Origin of the sequence: Polyangium mundeleinium (assembly GCF_028369105.1) — a bacterium.
In the GTDB taxonomy this organism is placed as follows: domain Bacteria; phylum Myxococcota_A; class Polyangia; order Polyangiales; family Polyangiaceae; genus Polyangium; species Polyangium mundeleinium.
In genome coordinates, this window is the sequence record NZ_JAQNDO010000001.1 from 6,627,348 (window position 1) to 6,646,286 (window position 18,939).

The window sequence follows — 18,939 nt, forward strand, 5'->3', positions numbered from 1 at the left end:
CTGTCAAACCTGATCAACTGTCCTCCGGCTTGGGGGGCTTGATGCTGTACTCCCTCATACGGCGCAGCAGCGTCGGGTAGGGGATCCCAAGCTTCTCTGCCGCCTTGCGCCGGTTCCAGTTCGTATCCTGCAACACAGCCTGGATCCGCTGCTTCTCGAACTGCTGCGTCAGTTGCTCCGTCTCCGCCTTCAATCCGCCAACGGACGGCGTCGCCGGCTCGGGCTGCGCCAAGCGTACGGCCTTCGGCAGGTCCTCTGGCTGGATCAGGTTCCCCTCGGCGATCAAGACCGCCCTTACCACGACGTTCTCCATCTGGCGCACGTTGCCCGGCCAGCGGTGCGCGAGGAGCAGGGCCATGGCCTCGGCCGAGAAGCCCTGCACGTTCCGGCCATTCTCCCGGTTGGCCTTTCTCCGGAAGAACTCGGCGAGCGGTTCGATGTCGTCTTTCCGCTCGCGCAGCGGCGGGATCTCCACCATGAAGGTGCTCAACCGGTAATAGAGATCTTCGCGGAAGCTGCCTTCGTCGACCATTTTTGCCAGCTTCCTGTGCGTCGCCGCGATGATCCGCACGTCGACCTTGTGCGGGCGCGAGGATCCCACGGGGGTGACGGCGTGGTCCTGGAGCACCCGGAGCAGCGTCTTCTGCGCGTCCGACGACAATTCCCCGATCTCGTCGAGGAACAGCGTACCGCCATCGGCCTCCCTGAAGGCGCCCAGCCGATCCTTGTCGGCGCCGGTGAAGGCGCCTTTCTCGTGGCCAAACAGCTCACTCATGAGGAGCGATTCCTGGATCGCGCCGCAATTGATGGGGACAAACGGCTTCTTTGACCGCGGCCCGCTCGCATGAAAGAGTTTGGCCAGCACCTCCTTGCCCGTACCGGTTTCGCCGAGGAGGAGCACCAGGACGCGTGCGTCGACAACGCGCCGCAGCAGGTTCAGCGGCTCCTGCATCTTGTCGCCGAAGATCGGGGGCTCTTTGTCTTCGCCGCCGTCACCTCCTGCCTGCGTACCCAGCGCGGGCCCCCCCGGGCGCGCCTGCCTCAGGTTCTGACGCGCCACCTCGATGAGCTTGTCCGCCGTGCTCGCGTCGCCTGGATGAAGTGCCATCCCTACGTAGCGGGGACCGATGGCCGGCAGGGCCCCGGCGGCGATGCTACGCGCAACCCTCTGCGCCTCGGCCGCGTCGATCTCCGGGAGCAGGATCAGCGCGATGTTCGGCACGTACAGATAGATTCGATGAATCCTCTCCCGAAGTTGCGGTTCGAGATGCATCACCCATGTCCCCCGCGTCCCCTCGGCCGCATTCTCTCCGGGGCTCACCGCGAGGACCGCAAGGGACCGGCCCGAGAATCGAGTTCGCCTCAGCTCCTCCTCGAGCTGGCTCCGGAAGGTCGGCTCTTCGACGAGGTTCGGCTCGAAGGCCATACCGAGGGCGAAGACCCGAACGATGACCGTGGCCAGGTAGATTTCGTCGCCTGGCACGAGCTTCGCGCTCGGGACCCGCTGCCCCGCACGCCAGACGCCATTTCTGGACCCGAGGTCCTCGACCAGCACGCCATCCTCGTGGAGCGTGAACCTCGCGTGCGTGTGCGAGAGCTGGGCCTCGTAGATGCGCAGGTTCGCCTCCTGGCCTCGGCCCACCACCAGGGGCTTGCCCGGGTCGAGCTGCGCGCGTTCGACCCCGTCGCGGGTGAAGAAGACGAGTTTGACCCCAAACGATAGGGGAGGCGCTGAAGGCGCGCCCAGAGGCATCGGCTCCGTGCTCGTCTGATCAGGTATGTCGCTGTTGTTTTTCGTGGTCATGGCAGCGTTACGGATCCTACAAAATCCTGCCACGCGAGTCAGCTTTTCGTGACGAACCTCAGCATCTCCCCGTGCCGGGCGAGCGTGCGCTCCTCGCGTACGACCAGGAGGCGTATCGCCTGGGTGGAGCCTGCCTCGGTCCGCAGTCGGGTGCCCGTCCCCGTGGCGCTCCGAGCGTCATGGAGATGAGAGCCTGGCCCGTCCCGTACCACCGGCGAGCCTCTCTCACGGACGCCTGGTCCCCGTCACGATCCCCAACGACGGCGAGCGTGTCGGCCGCGGGGGCGTGTTTGGAGCGAAGGCGAGGACGCGTGCACGGGGGCACGAGGGAGCGCGTCGAGGGGGACGAGGCCGAGTCTCCGGAGACTCGGGGTCGTGCCCTCCGGGGTTCGAGGCGGGTGGGTCGAAGCACGGTTCCGAGGGGGCAGGGCAGGGCGACAACGCAGCGGGGCCACGGGGTCGTGTCTCTGGAGGCACGAGGCCGTGCCGCCGCTCGTTCGACCTCGATCGGCCGGCGAACGACGCAGCCAGTCGCCGAGGACGAGATCGACCCGTAGGGGCACGGGGTCCTGGCAGGAGCCTGTCTCACGCATCGCTCGTGCCTGTCGGGGGATGGACGCAGGCGTGGATGAAGCTTGGGACGCATGGTTCGGCGACAACCCAGGGGAGGATTGCCGGTTGCCGTGGGGACCTGTGCTTCACGGCACAAAATAGTGAACAAGGGGGGAGCGGAATGCTCTTGCGTTCGGGCTCGGCGGGGGCTAGGGTTCGCGCCCGCTTCCCCGGAAGCACCCGTCCCCATCGTCTAGCCCGGCCCAGGACCCAGCCCTTTCAAGGCTGTTACGCGGGTTCGAATCCCGCTGGGGACGCTGATTTAAGACATCCAGCCGCGAACAGGGCCCACAGGTTCGCGGCTCCCTCCACCCAGAACCGCTTCCCTTCGGGGGTCTCGATCGGCGTGAGCTTGATCGGGCCCTCGAAGAGCATGCTGATCACCTCGCGGGCCTGCTCGGGCTTGCGGGTCAGGGTGCCCTTCAGCTCATCGAGCCGTTGCCGGGCCTCCGCCTCCATCCGCCGGAGTTCGAGCTGGATCGCCTCGGGCGCTGCCTTGGCCCCGCGGAGCCGGGCCTCGAGCGCGGAGAGCTCCTCTTGACGGTCGGCGATGGCGCGGATCACGGCCTCGGGCTTCTGGTCGATCGTCGCCAGGGCCGTGACGAGACGATCGATCTCGGTCCGGAGCCGCGTGGCTTCCTTCTCCATCCGCGGTAGGTCCGTCGTCGTCTTGGTCGTCCGCTCGGCGAGGAGGATCCGCACGTGCTGGATCACGTCGAGAAGGAGCTCCTCGGACAGAACGGTGTGGGAGATCCACCGGGCGACGGCGTCGTTGATGCCGTCCACAGGCCGGCGCAGGGTGTTCGTACAGACGGCCTTGCCTCGATCGCGGCTGTAGGCGCAGCCGTAGACCTTCACGGTCTCGTAGCTGCGTTTGCCGTTCGTTACGGTCATCGGTCCGCCGCACTGACCGCAGCGGGCAAGGCCTGACAGGAGGTGGCGCGCGGGCCGCCCGGCGCCACGCCTGGTCTCGCGGTGCTCTTGCGCCTGTGCCCGGGCCTGGACGGCGAACCAGAGCTCATCGTCGACGATCCGGAGATGGGGCACCTCGGTGCGGATCCACTCGGAAGAGCTTTGGAGCCAGGCGAAGAGGCGCTCTACCTTCCAGCGGCGCTTGTATCGGCGGAGGGGGCGAAGGTCTTGGTTGCCGAATCCGGACATCTGGGCGCTCTGCCCAAGTTGAGCGGAATGCGCACTCAGTCACAGTTACAACCCTGCGGGAGTTGCTTCCAGCCATTGAATGTGCATTGCCATAGGCGGAAATCCCCTCCACAAATTGTACTGCCGCACACTCCGGGGGCCGGCGTTCCGTCGCACCTCCTGCCGCCGCTGCAGCACATAGCTGCGTTCAGGAACTCACTGTCCTCGGCAGTCGTGACCTCGCTGGTCGAAACCTCCTGCGGCGCGCCCGGAGGCGGCGTCGGAAGGCTCGCCAGGCTGAGGAGCGGCAGCGCGCTCAGCATACAGGCGGCGGTCGATTTTCAAGAAAGCCACCAGGATTCAATCGGCTCATCTCCGTCAAGAGATCTTTGATCTTGTACGACTTCGGTGCCGGAGGTGGAACCCAGCTCCCACGTTGCACCTTGCGCAACGCCCGCGCCCGTCAAGCACGGGCGAGGTGGGGGGGCACATGGTCGGCATCTCGGGGAGTGGCCAGGAAGTACGGCCTGAATCATAAGAAGGGGCCCGATTGTCCGGAACCTCGACGTCGTATTTCCGCCACCCCCGCATCCGGGGGGCCGGAGTGGCGGAAATGAAGGCGGCGGAATCGACGCGCGGCGAGGCCGAGCCGCACGTTGCCGCGGGGATCGAGGTCGAGGCGGGCGATCCCGCCGAGGTCGAGGGCGACGGGGAGGCCGGGGCCGCGTCGAGGGCCTCGGGCTCGGCGAGCTCGGCGCGCGCAAGGGGCCCGGGGCCCCTCGGCGAGCCGGCCGGCCCTCGGCGAAAATCTTCCCCGAGGTCGAGGCGCCCTGACCGCGCTCGACACCGACTTTTGGCCATGCCCCGGAGTCTGGCCGGTGGCCGTGTGCGCCAGGTTCGCGCGCCGCTGGATCCTCTAGCTCGCGCCCTGCCGCCGGTGCGGGTTCCCGTGCTCGACGCTCACGCCCCGGAGCAGGAGCCAGCCGCCGATCGTGAGCTCGAAGAGCGTTCCTGGCGCGAAGGCCAGCGCCGTCCAGCCGGCGTACCGCGGCGTGAGGATGTTCGTGAGCGACCCTAGGAGGATCAGCGCGTAGCACGCGATCCCGCAGCCGGACAGGCGCCGCGGAATGTAGCGCGACGTGTAGAAGAGCCAGCAGAAGGGGATCGCGCCCAGGCACATCAGGACCAGCAGGTAGTCCATGCCGACCGCGCGGACTCTCAGGAGCAGGTCGATCAGCGCGGCGGCCTGCGCGGCGTCGAGCGCGGCGCGGCCGTCCGCCAGCACGGGGACGAGGGCCCCGGCGAGCACCGTGACGCACCCCAGGACGGCCTCCGAGGCGCGGAACACGAGCGCGACGAGCGAGAGGTTCCTGTCGACCGTCGCGAGGACCGCGTAGTGCGCGGCCGACAAGAGCAGGACGGCCGCGAACATCAGGAGGTCGAGCGCGAGGCCGAGGCGGAAGAGCGTCGGGTGGCTCGCGATCCTGGCGGCCGTCCCGACGACGTCCCCCGCCCGGACGAGGTGAGGCTGGATCAAGACGAGGTTGAGGACCGGGGGCACGATCGCGAGCAGATAGGCCAGGCCCGCGATCCTGGCGTAGATCGAGGGCGCCGGTGTGTGGATGCCGGACGCGTGGTCGGTGGTCTCGAGGGCGGTGTGCATGGTGCTCCGTGGGCTCGGCGTGCAAGCGCCGGCGGAGCCAGGGTGGGTGCGCGGGGTCGCGCGGGCCAGCATCGATTCCGTGCACGCGTTGTGCGAAAATGCAGAGGTGGACTGGGACGACCTTCGATATGTGCTCGCGATCGCGCGCGACCGGACCCTGAGCCGCGCCGCCGAGAGCCTGGGCGCGAGTCATACGACGGTCGGACGCCGGGTGCGCGCGATCGAGCAGGCGCTGGGCGCGCGCCTCTTCGATCAGACCCCGGACGGGTTCGTGCCCACGAGCGCGGGGCAGGACATCGCCGAGGTCGCCGAGCGGATGGAGGCCGAGGTGCTCGCGCTCGAGGGACGGGTCCTCGGGCGAGACGTGCGGCTCCAGGGCAGCCTCCGCGTGGCGACCATGGACATCCTGTTTCGCAGCTACCGCGACGCGTTCGCGTCGTTCCTGGCCCGCTATCCGAGCGTCGAGCTGACCGTCACGTCCAGCAACGACGAGGTGTCGCTCACGCGGCGCGAGGCCGACGTCGCCCTCCGGATGACGAACTCGCCGCCGGAGTACCTCGTGGGCCGCAAGGTGGGGCGCGTGGACTTCGCGGTCTACGGGAGCCGCGCGCTGGTCGAGCGGCTGGGTCCGGACGCCGGCTACGGCGACTACCCCTGGATCCACTGGGACGAGCGGCTGAACATGCGCTGGCTCGATGAGTGGCTGGCCCGCAACGCCCCCGGCGCGCGGATCGCGATGCGCATGGACGTGAGCTCGATGGTGCTGCGCGAGGCCGTCGCCGCGGGCCTCGGCGTGCACTTCCTCGCCTGCTTCGAGGGCGACGCGGATCCCACGCTGACGCGCGTGGGGCCCGTCGATCCGCGCTTCGGCCGGGACGTATGGCTGCTCACCCTGCCTGACCTTCGCAGCACGAGCCGCGTCCGCGCCTTCATGGACCACATGGACGAATCCACGCGCGCGAGCCGCACCGGCGCGGCAACGGCCGAGTAGCGCCCGCGGGCGTCCGCCTTGCTTGCGGCCACATCGCACGCTCGACGGCGTGGAGATGCACAGCGTCGCCCTCTTGCTGCTCGCGGTGCCTGCTCATCGGCGTCGAGGAGCCCGAGCTCTTCCCCGAACTCGCCGCGCATCGACCACGGCGCGGGCACATGATGGCTGCCCCGTGTTTGCCCTCGGCGAAAATCTTCCCTGAGATTTCAGGCCCTTGACCGCGCTCGACGTCGTATTTCCGCCACCCCCGCATCCGGGGGGGTCGGAGTGGCGGAAACCAAGGCGGCGGAAACACGTCGCGGCGTGCTGCTCGGCGAGCGTCGCGGGGCTCGGCGCGAGGGACTCGTCGAGGGGTTCGGCCAAGCCGCACGTTGCCGCGGGGGCCGGCGTCGAGGCGGGTGATCGCGGCGAGGTCGAGGGCGACGGCGAGGCCGGGCAGCGTCGAGGGGCGCGAGCTCGGCGCGCGTAAGGGGCCCGGGGCCCCTCGGCAGGCCGGCCGGGCCTCGGCGAAAATCTTCCCCGGGGTCGAGGCGCCCCCCTTTATGCCGGGATTTGGGGGGCATGTGCGCGTATTGCAGCCGAGCGGCTGAGCGCGCTATTGGCGCGGATGTGGGACTGCGGGAGAGATGCAATCAGTCGAGACGGCGCTCGGAGTGCGCTCGGCTGGAGACGGAGCGGCGCCGGAGGGCGAGGAGGCCAGCAAAGGCGAGGCCGAGGAGGGACGTGTCTCCGGCGGAGTCGCCAGCCGCGCGGAAGCTGCAACCATGGCCGTGACCGCCGCCGCCCGCTCCGCCGCTGCCGCTTGCGCTGCTGCCGCCTGCGCCGCCGCCGCCTGCGCCGCCGCCGCCGCCCGCTCCGCCGCTGCCGCTGCCGCTTGCGCTGCTGCCGCCTGCGCCGCCGCTGCCGCCGCTGCCGCCTGCGCCGCCGCTGCCACCTTCGCCGCCGCTGCCGCCTGCGCCGCCGCTGCCGCCTGCGCCGCCTGCGCCGCCGCTACCACCAGCGCCGCCGCTACCACCAGCGCCGCCTGCGCCGCCGCTACCACCAGCGCCGCCGCTACCACCAGCGCCGCCCGCGCCGCCGCTGCCCCCCATTTCACCGAGGATGCGGCCACGAACTCGGTAGTTGTCGAACGGCGCGCCCAGCATGAACCGGCTGTAGAGCGCCAACGTCTTGCCCGCGCCGTCCGAGGCCAGCGCCGTCGCGCGGGTGTCCAACCCCGGAGGTGCCACCGTGAACACCGGCTCGACCATGCCTCCGGGGCTCAGCTCCACGCCGCGCAGCGCCGCCGCGCACCCCCCTGCCGTGGCCTCGCGCTCGCGCCAGGTCACCACGATGTGCTGCCCGTCGAATGCAGCCGAGGGGAAAGCCTTCGGCTGGGAGCCGCCGCACCCATTCACGATCGGCGCGATCACGAACCCGTCCGGATCGAGCACGGTCCCGGCGGGGCTGACGCGCGCGGCGCGCAGGACGTCGGCGCCGTTGTTCTTCGAGACCCACACGAGCACGTGGTTCTGCCCGTCGAAGACGGTCGCCACCGGGATCTCGACAAGGGGCGCGCTGGACGATGCGATGGGGATGAGCGTCGTGTCCACAAGCACGCCCGAGGGGCTCATCCGCGCTCCGCCCAGGCCGTTGTTCATCCCGTACACCGCGAGGTGATTCGTGCCGTCGAACGAGAACGCCACGGGAGAGCCGTAGACGTCCGGGAGCTCGATGGTGAACGGCCCGCTCATCACGCCCTGGTTATCCACGAACCTCGCGATCGTGGTGCCGGCGATGTAGTCGTCGTAAGCCACGAAGAGCGAGCCGGCCGGGCTGTTGGCCATATACGTATACAGGCAACCGAACGAGGGCAGGTAGACGTCGCCGAGCACCACGCCCGCCGGGCTCACCCGGGTGACGGCAGACCCGCCGCCGCAACCCTGGGGGTCGAACGTGGTGTTATCCCATAACACGATGAAATTCGTCCCGTCGAAGCCGACGCGGTTCGCATACCGGTACTGGCCGGGCTTGCTCGGAATGCCAGGCACGATTTCGATGCCATTCGGATCGAGGATCTGGCCGTCCGGCGCGATCCGCGCGCCGAACACGCCGCCGACCCCGCCTGCGCGCGTGTCGGTCCAGATGGCGAAGTAATTCGTCCCGTCGAAGGCGAGCGCGGGTCCTTGCTGCCCGTTCATGCCCGTGGCGACGCGGCTCGGCGGCGCCGGCAGTGTGCCGTCCGCCGCGAAGCGCCTGGCGCGGAGGTTCGCGTGGAGGAGGTCGTACTCGAACGGGCCGTCCCCGAAGATCAGCAGCGCCTCGGCGCCGCTGCCGGCCGCCGCGAGATCCCGCCCGATCCCGAGGTCGATCGGAGAGGCGTCGAGGAGGACACCCCCCGGGCTCATCCGCGCGGCGCGTAGCGGCCACCAGTCCGCCGGCTCCGACCACACCGCCCAGAAGACGGTGGTGACGCCGCCGTGGGAGGTGGCGGCGAGATGGGTGCCCGGCTCCCCGGGCGGCGTCACACCGACGACGATCCCGCCAGGGTCGAGCACGGTCCCGGCGCTCGTGATGCGGGCGGCGTAGACGGCGCTGTCCGCGGGGTAACCGTCCTTCGACCAAGCCGCCACGTAGCTCGTCCCGTCGAAGGTGAGGGCAAGCTCCTCGGGGTCATAATGAAAGTAGGACGCGGAGCCGACGCTGAACGGCGCTGCCTCGAGGGGCGCGCCCTGCGCGTCGAGGCGGATGGCGCCGATGTTCCCCGTCGGGAGCATGGCCAGCACCAGGAATCCCGCGCCGTCGGAGGCCACGCGCAGGGGGCGCATGGGGCGGGCAGGGTAAGGGTTGAGCGCGAGGGGCAGCGAGACCGTGGGCCCGACGACACCAGCCGGCGTGATCTGCGCGGCGCAGGAGCTGTTGCTGGCGCAGGGCCACACAGCCTGATAGACGGCGCCGTTCCAGGCGACGGCCGGCACGGCGGTGACCGAGCCTGTCGCGGCGATCGTGAGGGGGGTGGCGTCGAGGATCGCGCCATTCGCGTCCACGCGGACGCCGCACTGGTTGCAGCCGGAGCCTGGAGCGCCCGCGTAGGTGACGAGGAAGCCCGAGCCGTCGGAGGCGACGGCCGGCTTGCCCCCCCGGGCGATGAGGAAGGCCGGCGAATCGATCGGCGTCCCGTCCTGCGCCACGCGCGCGGCGTAGAGGGGGACGTTGGTAGCGTCCTCGTATGCGTACCCCTCCCGCAAGTCCTCCCATACGACGAGGTACTGCCCGCCGCCGTAAGCCATCGCCGGGAATCGCTTGAAGCCGGCGACGTCCCCGAGGACCGGCGCGTCGAGGCCGATCTCGGACCCTACGGTCAGGTTGAGGGGGTCGGCGGGTTTTTTGTGCTCGCCGCCGGTCCGCGAGAGCCCCGGCCCGCGGTCGGCCGCGGCAGGCGCGTCCGCCGGCCCGGGCCGGTCGGCGCACGACGAGAGGAGCGCTGCGCCGAGGGTGAGGGGTACGAGGGTGGAGAGAGAAGAGAGGAGGCGCAGCGAGGTTCGCCTGCCTCTCTGACCGAAGAATGTTGAGAAAGACGGTAACATAACTAGCAAGCCTATCGTCCACGGGACGTCCTCGACAACAGGCTTGTCACACGGGCCTCGATTTCGCTCCGTCCGTGCTCGGCGTCGAGCGCGGCGGAGCGGGACAGCGACGCGATCTGGACATCTCCTTCCGTTTCGCGACGTCAGGCTCCTTTCGCGATCAGGGGAGCCAGTACGTGCAACACGATGTCGGCGCTGAAGTGGGCGAGGAGCGCCATCTCCAGCCCGCGCTTCCAGTACAGCCAGCCGAACGCCAGTCCGGCGATGGAGTTGAGCAGCACGGTGCGTACGACGACAACCGCATCGAGCCCCCATACATGGTGCGCGGCGGGCAGGTGGCCCACGCCGAACAGCAGCGCGGCAATGGATATCGCAATCCCGTAGACGCGCGGCGACGGCCTGGCCTTGCGCAGCACCGCGACCAGCCACACCATCAGCGTCATCAGGAACAGGCGCAGTTGCAGTTCCTCGACGATGCCGCCATAGAAGGAAGCGAGGAAACCGTTCAGCGCCGATTCTCCGGCACCGGATTTCGCCGGCGGGTGCAGCATCGGCGGCAGGAACGGATCGATCCCCGCGGACAGGGCGACGACCCCAAGCGCGGCGGCAACGCCGAGCAGGATCGCCTGCAGCGGCCGCGGCGCGATGACCAGCGGCTCACGGTTGATCCAGCGTTGCAGCAGCGGCGCGCCGAGGCCGACACGACGGCCCATGCGCAGCCCGGCCAGCGACATCAGGCCGATCACGACCATCGCCTGCATCGACTGTGCGACGACCAACACCGGGAGCGGCACCGGCAGCTTCGCGAACTTGTCCGGCATCAGCTGCACCAGGTACGGGACCAGCGCGGCCACGGCCAGCGCCGAAACCACGCCGAGCAGCGCGGCGATCTTCAGGTCGGGCTTCCACGGGGCGGTGGAAGCGGGCACGGGGGTCGTGGCGGCCATCATTGCGCCTTCTTGAACACCATCATCGCCGGCGCTATCGGCGCGGGGACGATGATCGGGACCCGTTCCCAGCCCAGCTTGCCCTGCCTGTGGAGGTCTTCCTGCATCGCTTCGGGCTTGAAGTGGCCCATCAGCGACGGCTTCCATTCGATGAGCTGGTGACTCCAACGACTGCTCATGGCTCGTGCGCTTAGGACGAAGAAACCGAGGATTGCTGCCTCCTCGGCGCGTAGCATGTTTCCATGCGGCGGCCAACGATATCCTTATACACGATTTTCGCCATTCTCGCAGTAAAGCCGTTGCAATGCCGGGAGTCCGGCGGAAATCTCGTCGTGGCAGCCCTCCCGGGGAGGCTCGAGCTGGCTCCCGAGTAGGTTCAGCCCTTCGACGTAGGGCATGGCGGAGAGGATGCCGAGATCCTCGTGGGAATACGTGAGCGCGATCTCACCGAACGCGCTCGTGGCCTCGGGCCACCGCTTCGCATCCAGGAGCGCCCGGGCCTGCGCGAACGCGCGCCAGGCAGCGTGCCCGTGTACCGAGGGCTCGGCGAGGATCCTCGACCCGAACCGATGCGCGTATCGGTTCTGATCCTCCCCCCCACGACCCGAACCGATGCGCGTATCGGTTCTGATCCTCCCCCTACGACCCGAACCGATGCGCGTATCGGTTCTGATCCTCCCCCCCACGACCCGAACCGATGCGCGTATCGGTTCTGATCCTCCCCCCCACGACCCGAACCGATGCGCGTATCGGTTCTGATCCTCCCTCCCACGACCCGAACCGATGCGCGTATCGGTTCTGATCCTCCCTCCCACGACCCGAACCGATGCGCGTATCGGTTCTGATCCTCCCCCCCACGACCCGAACCGATGATCGGCCTCCTGGGACTTCTGTCCGATCGTTCTCCCCGAGGAGAGGGGACCTCCCCGTCGCCCTCGACCTCGCTTCGTTTCCGCCACTCCGACCCCCCGGTTGCGGTGGTGGCGGAAATACGACGTCGAGCGCGGTCGAGCCGCGAGCCGGCCGGGGGAGATTCTCGCGAGGCGGCCGAGAGGGGTGCGGCGAGCATCGAGCGCGAGGAGCTCCCCGCCGACGAGCGGATCGCTGGCGCAGAGAAGATGTCTCGTTTAAACACGAAAGCCCGTGTCTCGATCGCTGCCGATCCTCACGCTCCTCTTGGCTCTCGCGTCCTCCTGCGACGCGCGCCGCGCCGAGCCCAGCGCCGCGGCGCCCACCGCGAGCCCGAGTCCGAGCGCGCCGCCGGCGCTGCCCTCGGCCGTCGTCGCGCCGAAGGAGCCGAGTCCGCTCCGAGCCGCGTCGCCCTTCGTCCATCTCACGGTGCCCGGTCATCCCGCGGCTGTCGTATCTCTGCCGAACGGCGCGACGTCGCGCCGGCCCGTCGTCATCGCCGCGCACGGCAATTACGGTCGGCCCGAATGGCAATGTCAGGCCGTTCGTGATTTGTTCGAGGATCGCGCGTTCATCTTGTGCCCTCGCGGCATCCCGCGCGACAATTCTCCCGGCCCGGACGATATTCGCTTCACCTACGAGAGCAACGCTGTGCTCGAGCTGGAGATCGACGCCGGCCTTCGGGCGCTCGCGGCGGCTTATCCCGATCACGTGGATCCAGGTCCTCCACTTTATATGGGCTTTTCCCTCGGCGCGATTCAAGGCGTCGCGATCGCCAGCCGCCGCCCTGCGGATTTTCCGCGGCTCGTGCTCATCGAAGGCGGCCATGACGCGTGGAAGCCCGAGGTTGTGCAGGCTTTCGCCAAGGGTGGCGGCAATCGCGTGCTCTTCATTTGCTCTCAAAGCTTCTGCGAGAGGGACGCCCGCTGGGCGGCGGCGCGGCTGAGAGAGGCAAAGATTCCGACGCGTATCGTAAAAACCGCTGACGTGGGACATCGTTACAATGGCCCCGTGGCCGAGGCGACCCGCAAATCGCTCCCTTGGTCGCTCGAGGGAGACGCGCGGTTCGGGGACCTGCTGCCGGCCCCCTGAAATGTCGCCTCACGCCGAGGGCCTCGGGGGGTTTCTCCCCGACGGTTGTCTCCGCAGCCCTCACCCACGCACGTAGCGCCGTTTCAGTAAGATCCAGATCCTTCGCGACCTTCGCGATGCTCCGGTCCCCGACCTGACAGAGACGAACCGCCTCTGCCTTGAACTCCGCGCTGAACGACCTCCGCTTCCGCGTCGCCATGGAACTCTCCCAGCGCATCTCCGCGCCTTTGGGTTTGTCCACGGATCCGGGGGAGGATCACCGAGGAAGCAAAAACGAAACGTCGGACGCGGCTGGTCACCCCGCGGACGGCTCCCAAATCTCGTACTCGAACCATCCTTCCGCTGTGACTTGACGGAACTCCGGGATCCAGAGCCATAGGCGCTGAGGACCAAACTCGCAAGGAAGCGCGTCAAGCTGCTCTCCGAGCCACGCTCGCCTCGGGTTTGGGTTTCTTTGGCGTGGTGGCCCCTCACGCACGATGTTGAGAAGGAACTCGATGGCGCGTCGGCGATCATGGACCTTCGTCACGCGCAGCGTCACGAACTCTGGCGAAAAACCGTGCTCGTGTCCCCAGAAACAGGCATCCAGGGGCAACGCCGAACCCATAACGCTCAGCCGACCATCGGCCTTGTCGACGATGACGCCGCACGAACCAACGTACCCTACTGGAAAGAACCAGTAGGTTTGACGGTCAATGACGGCGTGGTTGAGCCAGATCGCGCCTCGCTCGTCAGCATACGCATGGGCGATCCGTTGGGCTTCCTCGACCGTGATCACGTGAGAGCAGATTGCAGTTGTGCGGCGTCTTGGCAAGACGGAAGGCGTCGAGCCCCCGAGCCGCCGTGATGCCCGAGGCCGGCCACCACCGAACCCACCTCGACCGCCTACAACCTGATGTGGCGCCGCTACAGGTCGTGGTTCGTCCACCAGAGCGATTGATGTTCGCCGCCCTCGGGGTTGGGCTCTGGACGAGGCACGTCATCGGCGTGCCGGAGCCCTGCGTAGATGACGATCACGCCCACGACCGGGAGCAGCCAGATCATCGCGCTCTGCGCGATCTTCTGCCCGCGCGTGTAGAAGTCGCTCTTCCACAGCCGGACGGTGATCCCGATCTGGACCAGCATCACAACCGCTGCAAGTATCACGAGCGCGATCCCCACCGTGAGTTCGAGGGTAGCACCCGCCTCGACACCGAGCCCGTCCAACCGCGCACGCCCGCCTTCACTCCCCCGCTTCCGACCCTCCGAATGTGGGGGCCGGGAAATACAATGTCGATGGGCGAGGGCTACCGCGTCGCGAACGTCGAGGAGCCGAACGGTGTGCTTGACACCGACCGCCCCGTGCCCGATCTCTCGCCGCGCGCGAGGCAAGGAGCATTCATGGCAAGGTACAAAGGCGCTCGATGAGTCAGATGCTCCGCGAAGCCGACATCCGCGCCGCGTTCGAGCGCGTTCGCGAGCGGATCGCCGCGGGCCGCGATCCCGGCCGCGCGCTGCGGAGGGTGACGCGATCCGACGCCGAGATCGACCTCGGTGCGCTCTCGGCGACAGCCGGAGAGCAAGTCGCGGCGCTCTTTCAGTTCGACGGCATCTTGCTGTGTGCCGCTGGCGAGGCCAAGGGGGCCATCCCTCACTTCGACGCCGCGCTGACGTGCACCACGTCCGCCGAGCGACGCGCCGGCATCTTGTACCACCGCGGGCTCGCCCTCTTGCTCAGCACGCTCCGCGGTCCCCCCGCGATCCATCCCGGCCATGAGGTCGACGTGCAGATGGCCCGCTCACCGGTCGTGCGGCTCTTCTCGAGCGCCGGCGACGACGTTGCGGGCATCGGTGCCCTCGACGCGCTCCTCGATGCCGCGGTCTTGCCAGCTGAACCCCTGAACGGGAGGTCGGTCTCGAAGGCTCGGCTCCGCGCTTCGCGGGACTTCGATCAGAGCCATGCGCTGGCGCCGGCGAACAGGCTCGCAGCGTTCCACGGCGCGCTCTGTCACCTGATGCTGGGCGCGCTCGCGACCGACCTCCCCGTGCGTGCTCGCCTGGCGTCGTTGACCACAGCGACGACACGAACCGACGACACGAAGATCCGCGAGCTGGCGCAGCGATGCGCGGAGGAGCTCGCAGACGCGAGCTGGTGGGTTCGTCACTTCGGACGCGTCGATCTCCCGACGGCCTCTGCGCGTGCGCTGAAGGAGCTCGATGTCCGACCGCACGAGCCACCTTCGCTCGAAGCTTCCCATCGCAGCATGATCGTCGTGATCCCGGCCCAAGGAACCTCATGAGCCGCTGACCTTCGGCGAGCCGGGGGCCGCTCCCGCGCGCTACACCGTCGTAGGCGGTCCGAACCAAGTGGTTAACGCGTCAGCGAGCCCCACCTGGGTCAGGTCTCCCACCCAGGCCACATATCCGTCGGGCCGAACCAGGACGGCGGTGGGAGCCGGGACCGCCCCGATCGCCGGAAGCTCCCACGGACCAGCGTATTTGGCGTCGATCCATTGAACGCGATCGGCCCATGGAGTGATGTCGAAGCCACCGGGCTCACCGAGGTTGAGCAGCACCGGCCGCGCGTGATGCAGCAGGGTGAAGACCCGCAGCGGGCCGCTGGCGGTGTCCAGGTCGAGATCGGGCATACGACGTCCCAGCAGCGGGTGTCCCTCGCCGAGGTCGTAATGAACGCCCAGACCCGACATCTCCGCGGCCAGTCGTTTGCGAGGCTCGGCCATGCGGAGAAGCTCGGAGACGTAGTCGCCCAAGACTTTGGTGCGGTCGTCTGTGCGCCGAAGCGCGACTTGCGCCATCGTGTTGCGCAGCGCGCGAGCCGCGACCGGGTGCCGCTCGGCGTGGTAGGTATCCAGGAGGCTTTCTGGCGACGTCCGCTTGACCACCTGGGCCAGCTTCCATCCCAGATTCACCGCATCCTGCACACCGATGTTGAGGCCCTGCCCACCCATCGGGGGATGCACATGTGCGGCGTCGCCGGCCAGCAGGACCCGTCTGTCGCGGTAGGCCGAGGCCTGACGAGTCATATCGGTGAACCTGGAGATCCACGTGGGACTGTGGATCCCGTAGTCTGTCCCGTAGACGGCGATCAGCGCGTCACTGACATCGCGCAGGGTCGGTTCGCTGGCGAGTCTTACCTGCTGTTCGGTCAACACGGCCCGCATCCGCCGCCCATCCTCCAACTTGCCAATCGCGTGGGAACCAACGGCGTCGTGTCGGAAGCCCCATTCCGGCTCCTCGGACATCTCGACCTCGGCAATCAACCAGCTCGTCGTCGGATCCCAGCCGGGGAACTCGATGCCGGCTGCTTTTCGGATCAGACTGCGTCCTCCGTCGCAGCCGACGAGATACTCCGCCCGTAGCGATTTGCCGTCGGACAGCTCGACGTCGACGCCGGTGTCGTCCTGCGCGAAGCCCGTCACTTCACGTCCGCGATAGATTGGCACGGCCAGCTCGTCGACCCAGCCGGCCAGGATGCGCTCGATGTGGTTCTGCCACAGCCCGAGCACGTAGTTGTGTCGGGTGGGAAAGTCGCTGATGTCCAGAGGGAGGTGGAAGTGCACGACCTGATGCACCTGTCCCTGCGAGACAAACCGATCGGCGATTCCACGCTGATCGAGGACCTCGAGCGTGCGTGCGTGCAGGCCGCCTGCGCGCGAGCCGGCGAGGTCCTGGCTCGGGCGCCGCTCGACAATGGCAACGTCGACGCCCGCCAACGCCAGCTCGCCCGCCAACATCAGCCCTGTCGGCCCCCCTCCGGCAATCACCACCGTATGCTTGATCATCGCCACCCTCCGGTCGGCATCAACACGGCCGCGCGCGGGGGCAGCGTCGCCCCGGTCACCGGCGGGCACACCGGCTGGCCGATCGGCACCAGCGGCACGCCGACACCCGCCGGCAGCTCCGCGAAGTCCGGCGGCGCGCACACCCGCGCCTCCGCGCCGCGTGCCCCCAGCTGCACCGCGCGTCCCGCCATCGGTTCGACGTCCCCGCGCGACCCATCCTTCGACAACAACGCCTGCATGTCGCTCCTCCCACTCCTGGAGATTCTCGCCTCGGCCAGAGGGTCTGGCCGAGGCCAGCGACTCTACGGCACGACCTGGGTCTTGCCGCAAGCCCCCCCATGCGCTATATGCTGGACATGGAAGGGAGGGGGACGGCCCTCCTTTCGCTTCGGTTTGTCCGCGGGGGACGGACAAACCGCTCTGCGAAGCGGCGGCACGGCGGCACCGGGGGGCGCCCGTATCGCACAGGACCTCGTTCGTGATTTGCCTGCGCTCGCGGTTCGCTGGCGCCGGGGTATGGGTGGATTCGCAGGGCAAGAAAATCGACACCGGGTGTACGTCGCCGGCCAGCACCACCCGCGAGCCTCGGGACCATCGCGCCGTTGGCGACGAGCGATCATACGACGCTGCGCGAGGTCGAGAAGGGCACCGCAACCGCCTTGCACTTTTGAGCGGCGCCGGTATCTTCGCGCGCATGCAAGCGCCCCAGCGATTCTGGTCGACGACGTGGCTCGTTGTCGCCCTTTCTCTCACGAATGCCGCATGTAACCTGTCTGGACTCTCAAAGCTTGTTTATGACCCGGAGCAGGCTGCGCTCGAGGAAGACGCGAAGAAAAAGCGCGCGAGGTCGGGCAGACGGAAGACGGCTCGTGCCAAACCGCGGAGCAGTGCAAGTACCGGTGTGAGATCCTGGAGCGGGCGCTCGATTGCTACAAGACGGGCAAGGCGGCGCTCAAGGGCCGCGATGTCCATTACGCCGGCGGCTGGCGCGTCGATAGTGTGGCGGGCTCCACCGACGACGTGAAATTGCGCTACGAAGAGGACAGCGAAGGAGAAGACCTTACGATGATCCCGCTCGCGCGAGAGTCCTTCAACAAGGCTTGTGCCGCCAATCACGCCGAGTCGTGTCGATATTCAGGCATCATGATCGAGAAACACTCCGCGAAAGATGCCGCTGCCTTCTACCGGAAGGGCTGCGATCTGAAGGACGAGGAGAGCTGCAAGAAGCTCGAAGGTGATGAATAGCGTTCCTTGAAAGCGCACAAGAAGCCCTCCGGGATCGATTGAGTTCAGCGGCACCGGGCGACGCACAGTGTCCGCTGAGAACTCCGCGACGGACTTCCGCGTCTTGCTGACGACCTGCTTCGATACGGTTGGCCCCGAGGAGCGCGGTCGAGTTCGGTCTTCAAGGTGCGGAGCTGCCCTTCGATCTCGGCAGCTTCCCCTAGCCAAACCTGCCTCCCGGGGCATAAAGTCCCACCCAACCAGCCAATGGACGAAGAGAAGCGCCGCAGGAACATCGCGACCGATGCGCGAGCGAGGATCGTTTTTGCGACGATGGCCCTGGTCATCCCGCTCGTGCTCGGGCTTCTCTTTCGACGCCAGGAGCTCCGGCTGCGTGCGCTCGCCGATCATGGGCGCGCCGGCACCGCGACCGTCACGGCCGTCACGCACCAGGGCTCGGCCTCCGTTGCGCATTATCAGTACGAGGTCGGCGGCGTCACATACACGTGGAACGTCGACCGGAAAAAGCTCCCGGGCGCGCTCGGCGAGACATTCGACATCACCTACCTACCCGAGGATCCGTCCCTGAGCCGTCTCGGGGCGTATTCACAGATCGAGTTCGACGAGGAGCTCAACCTGCCTTTCCGGCGCGGCTTTCCGCTCGGCCTCTTCGTGCTTTTTGGATCCATCGCCGCGTTTTGTCACCGCAACGTCCGGCGCCTCCAGCAGGGCACGCCTCTCGCCACGAAGCCTCGGATATCGCCCGAGGGCGCAGGGCGCATCCTCGCGGGCTTGTTCCTCGGGTGCGTGCTCGCCACGAACCTCGATCCAAACGTCCGCGCCGTGCAGGTCGCCGCGTTCGGGCCGGCGCCGCTCGGCCTCCCCGTGGGGCTCGTGGTCGCGCTCGCCGAGGTTGTGCTGTTCGCGCCGTTTTTCTGGGTCTTTCCGCATTTGATGCGGCTCGTCATGGATCGCTACGCGCAGGGTGGGTCGCTCTCGAAGCTCGGGATCGTGCTTGCCGTCGCTCAGGCCGGGCCGGAGGGCAGGCGTTCGCGGCTCATCGTCGTCGCCGGGCTCGTCTATTTCATCGCGCTCGTGACAGCCTGGATCGTGTTCGCCGCGAGCCGCGGGATCTGACGGCCGGCGAGCCGGCGGAACGAGTTCGCTGTCGCGTCCGAAAACGGCCAGACATCGGGGCGCGGCCGCGCT

The 18,939-nt window shown here is 68.2% G+C and carries 14 protein-coding genes, 1 tRNA gene and 2 pseudogenes; 5 read left to right on the forward strand and 12 right to left on the reverse strand.

Features of this window, described 5'->3' with window-relative positions; all coding sequences use genetic code 11:
• Nucleotides 1–13 precede the first annotated feature (13 nt).
• Nucleotides 14–1,426 (reverse strand): sigma-54 interaction domain-containing protein, encoded by a 1,413-nt coding sequence (locus tag POL67_RS26235; RefSeq protein WP_271921817.1) that lies wholly within the window; start codon nucleotides 1,424–1,426, stop codon nucleotides 14–16.
• Between the two features lie 45 nt (nucleotides 1,427–1,471).
• Nucleotides 1,472–1,804 (reverse strand): annotated as a pseudogene (locus POL67_RS54305) (FHA domain-containing protein); the annotation flags it as partial.
• A gap of 794 nt (nucleotides 1,805–2,598) precedes the next feature.
• Between POL67_RS54305 and POL67_RS26240 the strand changes: the two are divergent.
• Nucleotides 2,599–2,673 (forward strand) — tRNA-Glu (locus tag POL67_RS26240).
• Here POL67_RS26240 and POL67_RS26245 read toward each other — a convergent pair.
• Together POL67_RS26245 and POL67_RS26250 are read right to left on the reverse strand one after the other, a co-directional pair.
• Nucleotides 2,645–3,463 carry a recombinase zinc beta ribbon domain-containing protein gene (locus POL67_RS26245; RefSeq protein WP_373372418.1) on the reverse strand — a complete coding sequence of 273 codons (819 nt, stop codon included), beginning with the start codon at nucleotides 3,461–3,463 and terminating at the stop codon, nucleotides 2,645–2,647. The genes POL67_RS26240 and POL67_RS26245 overlap by 29 nt on opposite strands.
• A gap of 1,009 nt (nucleotides 3,464–4,472) precedes the next feature.
• A complete protein-coding gene (locus POL67_RS26250) occupies nucleotides 4,473–5,219 on the reverse strand; it encodes a DUF4386 domain-containing protein (protein WP_271921821.1) in 747 nt (248 codons plus the stop codon).
• On the opposite strand from POL67_RS26250, the gene POL67_RS26255 reads away from it, so the two are divergent.
• A complete protein-coding gene (locus POL67_RS26255; RefSeq protein ID WP_271921822.1) occupies nucleotides 5,218–6,210 on the forward strand; it encodes a LysR family transcriptional regulator in 993 nt (330 codons plus the stop codon). The two genes, POL67_RS26250 and POL67_RS26255, sit on opposite strands and share 2 nt — an antisense overlap.
• 632 nt (nucleotides 6,211–6,842) lie before the next feature.
• On the opposite strand, the gene POL67_RS26260 is transcribed toward POL67_RS26255, so the two are convergent.
• The 3 genes from POL67_RS26260 to POL67_RS26270 form a co-directional block, all read right to left on the reverse strand.
• On the reverse strand, nucleotides 6,843–9,776 hold the full coding sequence (locus POL67_RS26260; RefSeq protein ID WP_271921824.1) for a hypothetical protein: 2,934 nt from the start codon (nucleotides 9,774–9,776) through the stop codon (nucleotides 6,843–6,845).
• Nucleotides 9,777–9,919: 143 nt separating this feature from the next.
• Nucleotides 9,920–10,726 carry a CPBP family intramembrane glutamic endopeptidase gene (locus POL67_RS26265; protein WP_271921826.1) on the reverse strand — a complete coding sequence of 269 codons (807 nt, stop codon included), beginning with the start codon at nucleotides 10,724–10,726 and terminating at the stop codon, nucleotides 9,920–9,922.
• A complete protein-coding gene (locus POL67_RS26270) occupies nucleotides 10,723–10,902 on the reverse strand; it encodes a hypothetical protein (RefSeq protein WP_271921828.1) in 180 nt (59 codons plus the stop codon). Before POL67_RS26270 ends, POL67_RS26265 begins: the two co-directional genes overlap by 4 nt.
• A gap of 964 nt (nucleotides 10,903–11,866) precedes the next feature.
• Between POL67_RS26270 and POL67_RS26275 the strand changes: the two genes are divergently transcribed.
• Nucleotides 11,867–12,724, forward strand: coding sequence for an alpha/beta hydrolase (locus POL67_RS26275; RefSeq protein ID WP_271921830.1), 858 nt, complete (start codon nucleotides 11,867–11,869; stop codon nucleotides 12,722–12,724).
• A 40-nt stretch (nucleotides 12,725–12,764) separates the two neighbouring features.
• Here the strand turns inward: POL67_RS26275 and POL67_RS54310 are convergent.
• The 3 genes and pseudogenes from POL67_RS54310 to POL67_RS26285 form a co-directional block, all read right to left on the reverse strand.
• Nucleotides 12,765–12,941, reverse strand: a pseudogene (locus POL67_RS54310) (transposase); the annotation flags it as partial.
• Nucleotides 12,942–13,019: 78 nt separating this feature from the next.
• The gene (locus POL67_RS26280) at nucleotides 13,020–13,502 is read right to left on the reverse strand and encodes a hypothetical protein (RefSeq protein ID WP_271921832.1); all 483 of its coding nucleotides are present in this window, start codon (nucleotides 13,500–13,502) and stop codon (nucleotides 13,020–13,022) included.
• A 128-nt stretch (nucleotides 13,503–13,630) separates the two neighbouring features.
• Nucleotides 13,631–13,930, reverse strand: coding sequence for a hypothetical protein (locus POL67_RS26285; RefSeq protein ID WP_271921834.1), 300 nt, complete (start codon nucleotides 13,928–13,930; stop codon nucleotides 13,631–13,633).
• A gap of 197 nt (nucleotides 13,931–14,127) precedes the next feature.
• On the opposite strand from POL67_RS26285, the gene POL67_RS26290 reads away from it, so the two are divergent.
• On the forward strand, nucleotides 14,128–15,003 hold the full coding sequence (locus POL67_RS26290) for a hypothetical protein (RefSeq protein WP_271921836.1): 876 nt from the start codon (nucleotides 14,128–14,130) through the stop codon (nucleotides 15,001–15,003).
• 39 nt (nucleotides 15,004–15,042) lie between these two features.
• Here the strand turns inward: POL67_RS26290 and POL67_RS26295 are convergent, their stop codons facing one another.
• On the reverse strand, nucleotides 15,043–16,506 hold the full coding sequence (locus POL67_RS26295) for an FAD-dependent monooxygenase (RefSeq protein ID WP_271921838.1): 1,464 nt from the start codon (nucleotides 16,504–16,506) through the stop codon (nucleotides 15,043–15,045).
• Nucleotides 16,503–16,745, reverse strand: coding sequence for a hypothetical protein (locus POL67_RS26300; RefSeq protein ID WP_271921840.1), 243 nt, complete (start codon nucleotides 16,743–16,745; stop codon nucleotides 16,503–16,505). Before POL67_RS26300 ends, POL67_RS26295 begins: the two co-directional genes overlap by 4 nt.
• 1,318 nt (nucleotides 16,746–18,063) lie before the next feature.
• Here POL67_RS26300 and POL67_RS26305 point away from each other — a divergent pair.
• Nucleotides 18,064–18,867 carry a hypothetical protein gene (locus tag POL67_RS26305; protein ID WP_271921842.1) on the forward strand — a complete coding sequence of 268 codons (804 nt, stop codon included), beginning with the start codon at nucleotides 18,064–18,066 and terminating at the stop codon, nucleotides 18,865–18,867.
• The last annotated feature ends 72 nt before the right edge of the window (nucleotides 18,868–18,939 follow it).

Excerpts from the sequence above, each read along its gene's own strand:
- POL67_RS26250 (WP_271921821.1), bottom strand. The coding sequence starts at position 5,219 with ATGCACACCGCCCTCGAGACCACCGACCACGCGTCCGGCATCCACACA.
- POL67_RS26300 (WP_271921840.1), bottom strand. The coding sequence starts at position 16,745 with ATGCAGGCGTTGTTGTCGAAGGATGGGTCGCGCGGGGACGTCGAACCG.
- POL67_RS26255 (WP_271921822.1), top strand. The coding sequence starts at position 5,218 with ATGGTGCTCCGTGGGCTCGGCGTGCAAGCGCCGGCGGAGCCAGGGTGG.
- POL67_RS26265 (WP_271921826.1), bottom strand. The coding sequence starts at position 10,726 with ATGATGGCCGCCACGACCCCCGTGCCCGCTTCCACCGCCCCGTGGAAG.
- POL67_RS26235 (WP_271921817.1), bottom strand. The coding sequence starts at position 1,426 with ATGGCCTTCGAGCCGAACCTCGTCGAAGAGCCGACCTTCCGGAGCCAG.
- POL67_RS26270 (WP_271921828.1), bottom strand. The coding sequence starts at position 10,902 with ATGAGCAGTCGTTGGAGTCACCAGCTCATCGAATGGAAGCCGTCGCTG.
- POL67_RS26260 (WP_271921824.1), bottom strand. The coding sequence starts at position 9,776 with ATGTTACCGTCTTTCTCAACATTCTTCGGTCAGAGAGGCAGGCGAACC.
- POL67_RS26295 (WP_271921838.1), bottom strand. The coding sequence starts at position 16,506 with ATGATCAAGCATACGGTGGTGATTGCCGGAGGGGGGCCGACAGGGCTG.
- POL67_RS26305 (WP_271921842.1), top strand. The coding sequence starts at position 18,064 with ATGGCCCTGGTCATCCCGCTCGTGCTCGGGCTTCTCTTTCGACGCCAG.
- POL67_RS26290 (WP_271921836.1), top strand. The coding sequence starts at position 14,128 with ATGAGTCAGATGCTCCGCGAAGCCGACATCCGCGCCGCGTTCGAGCGC.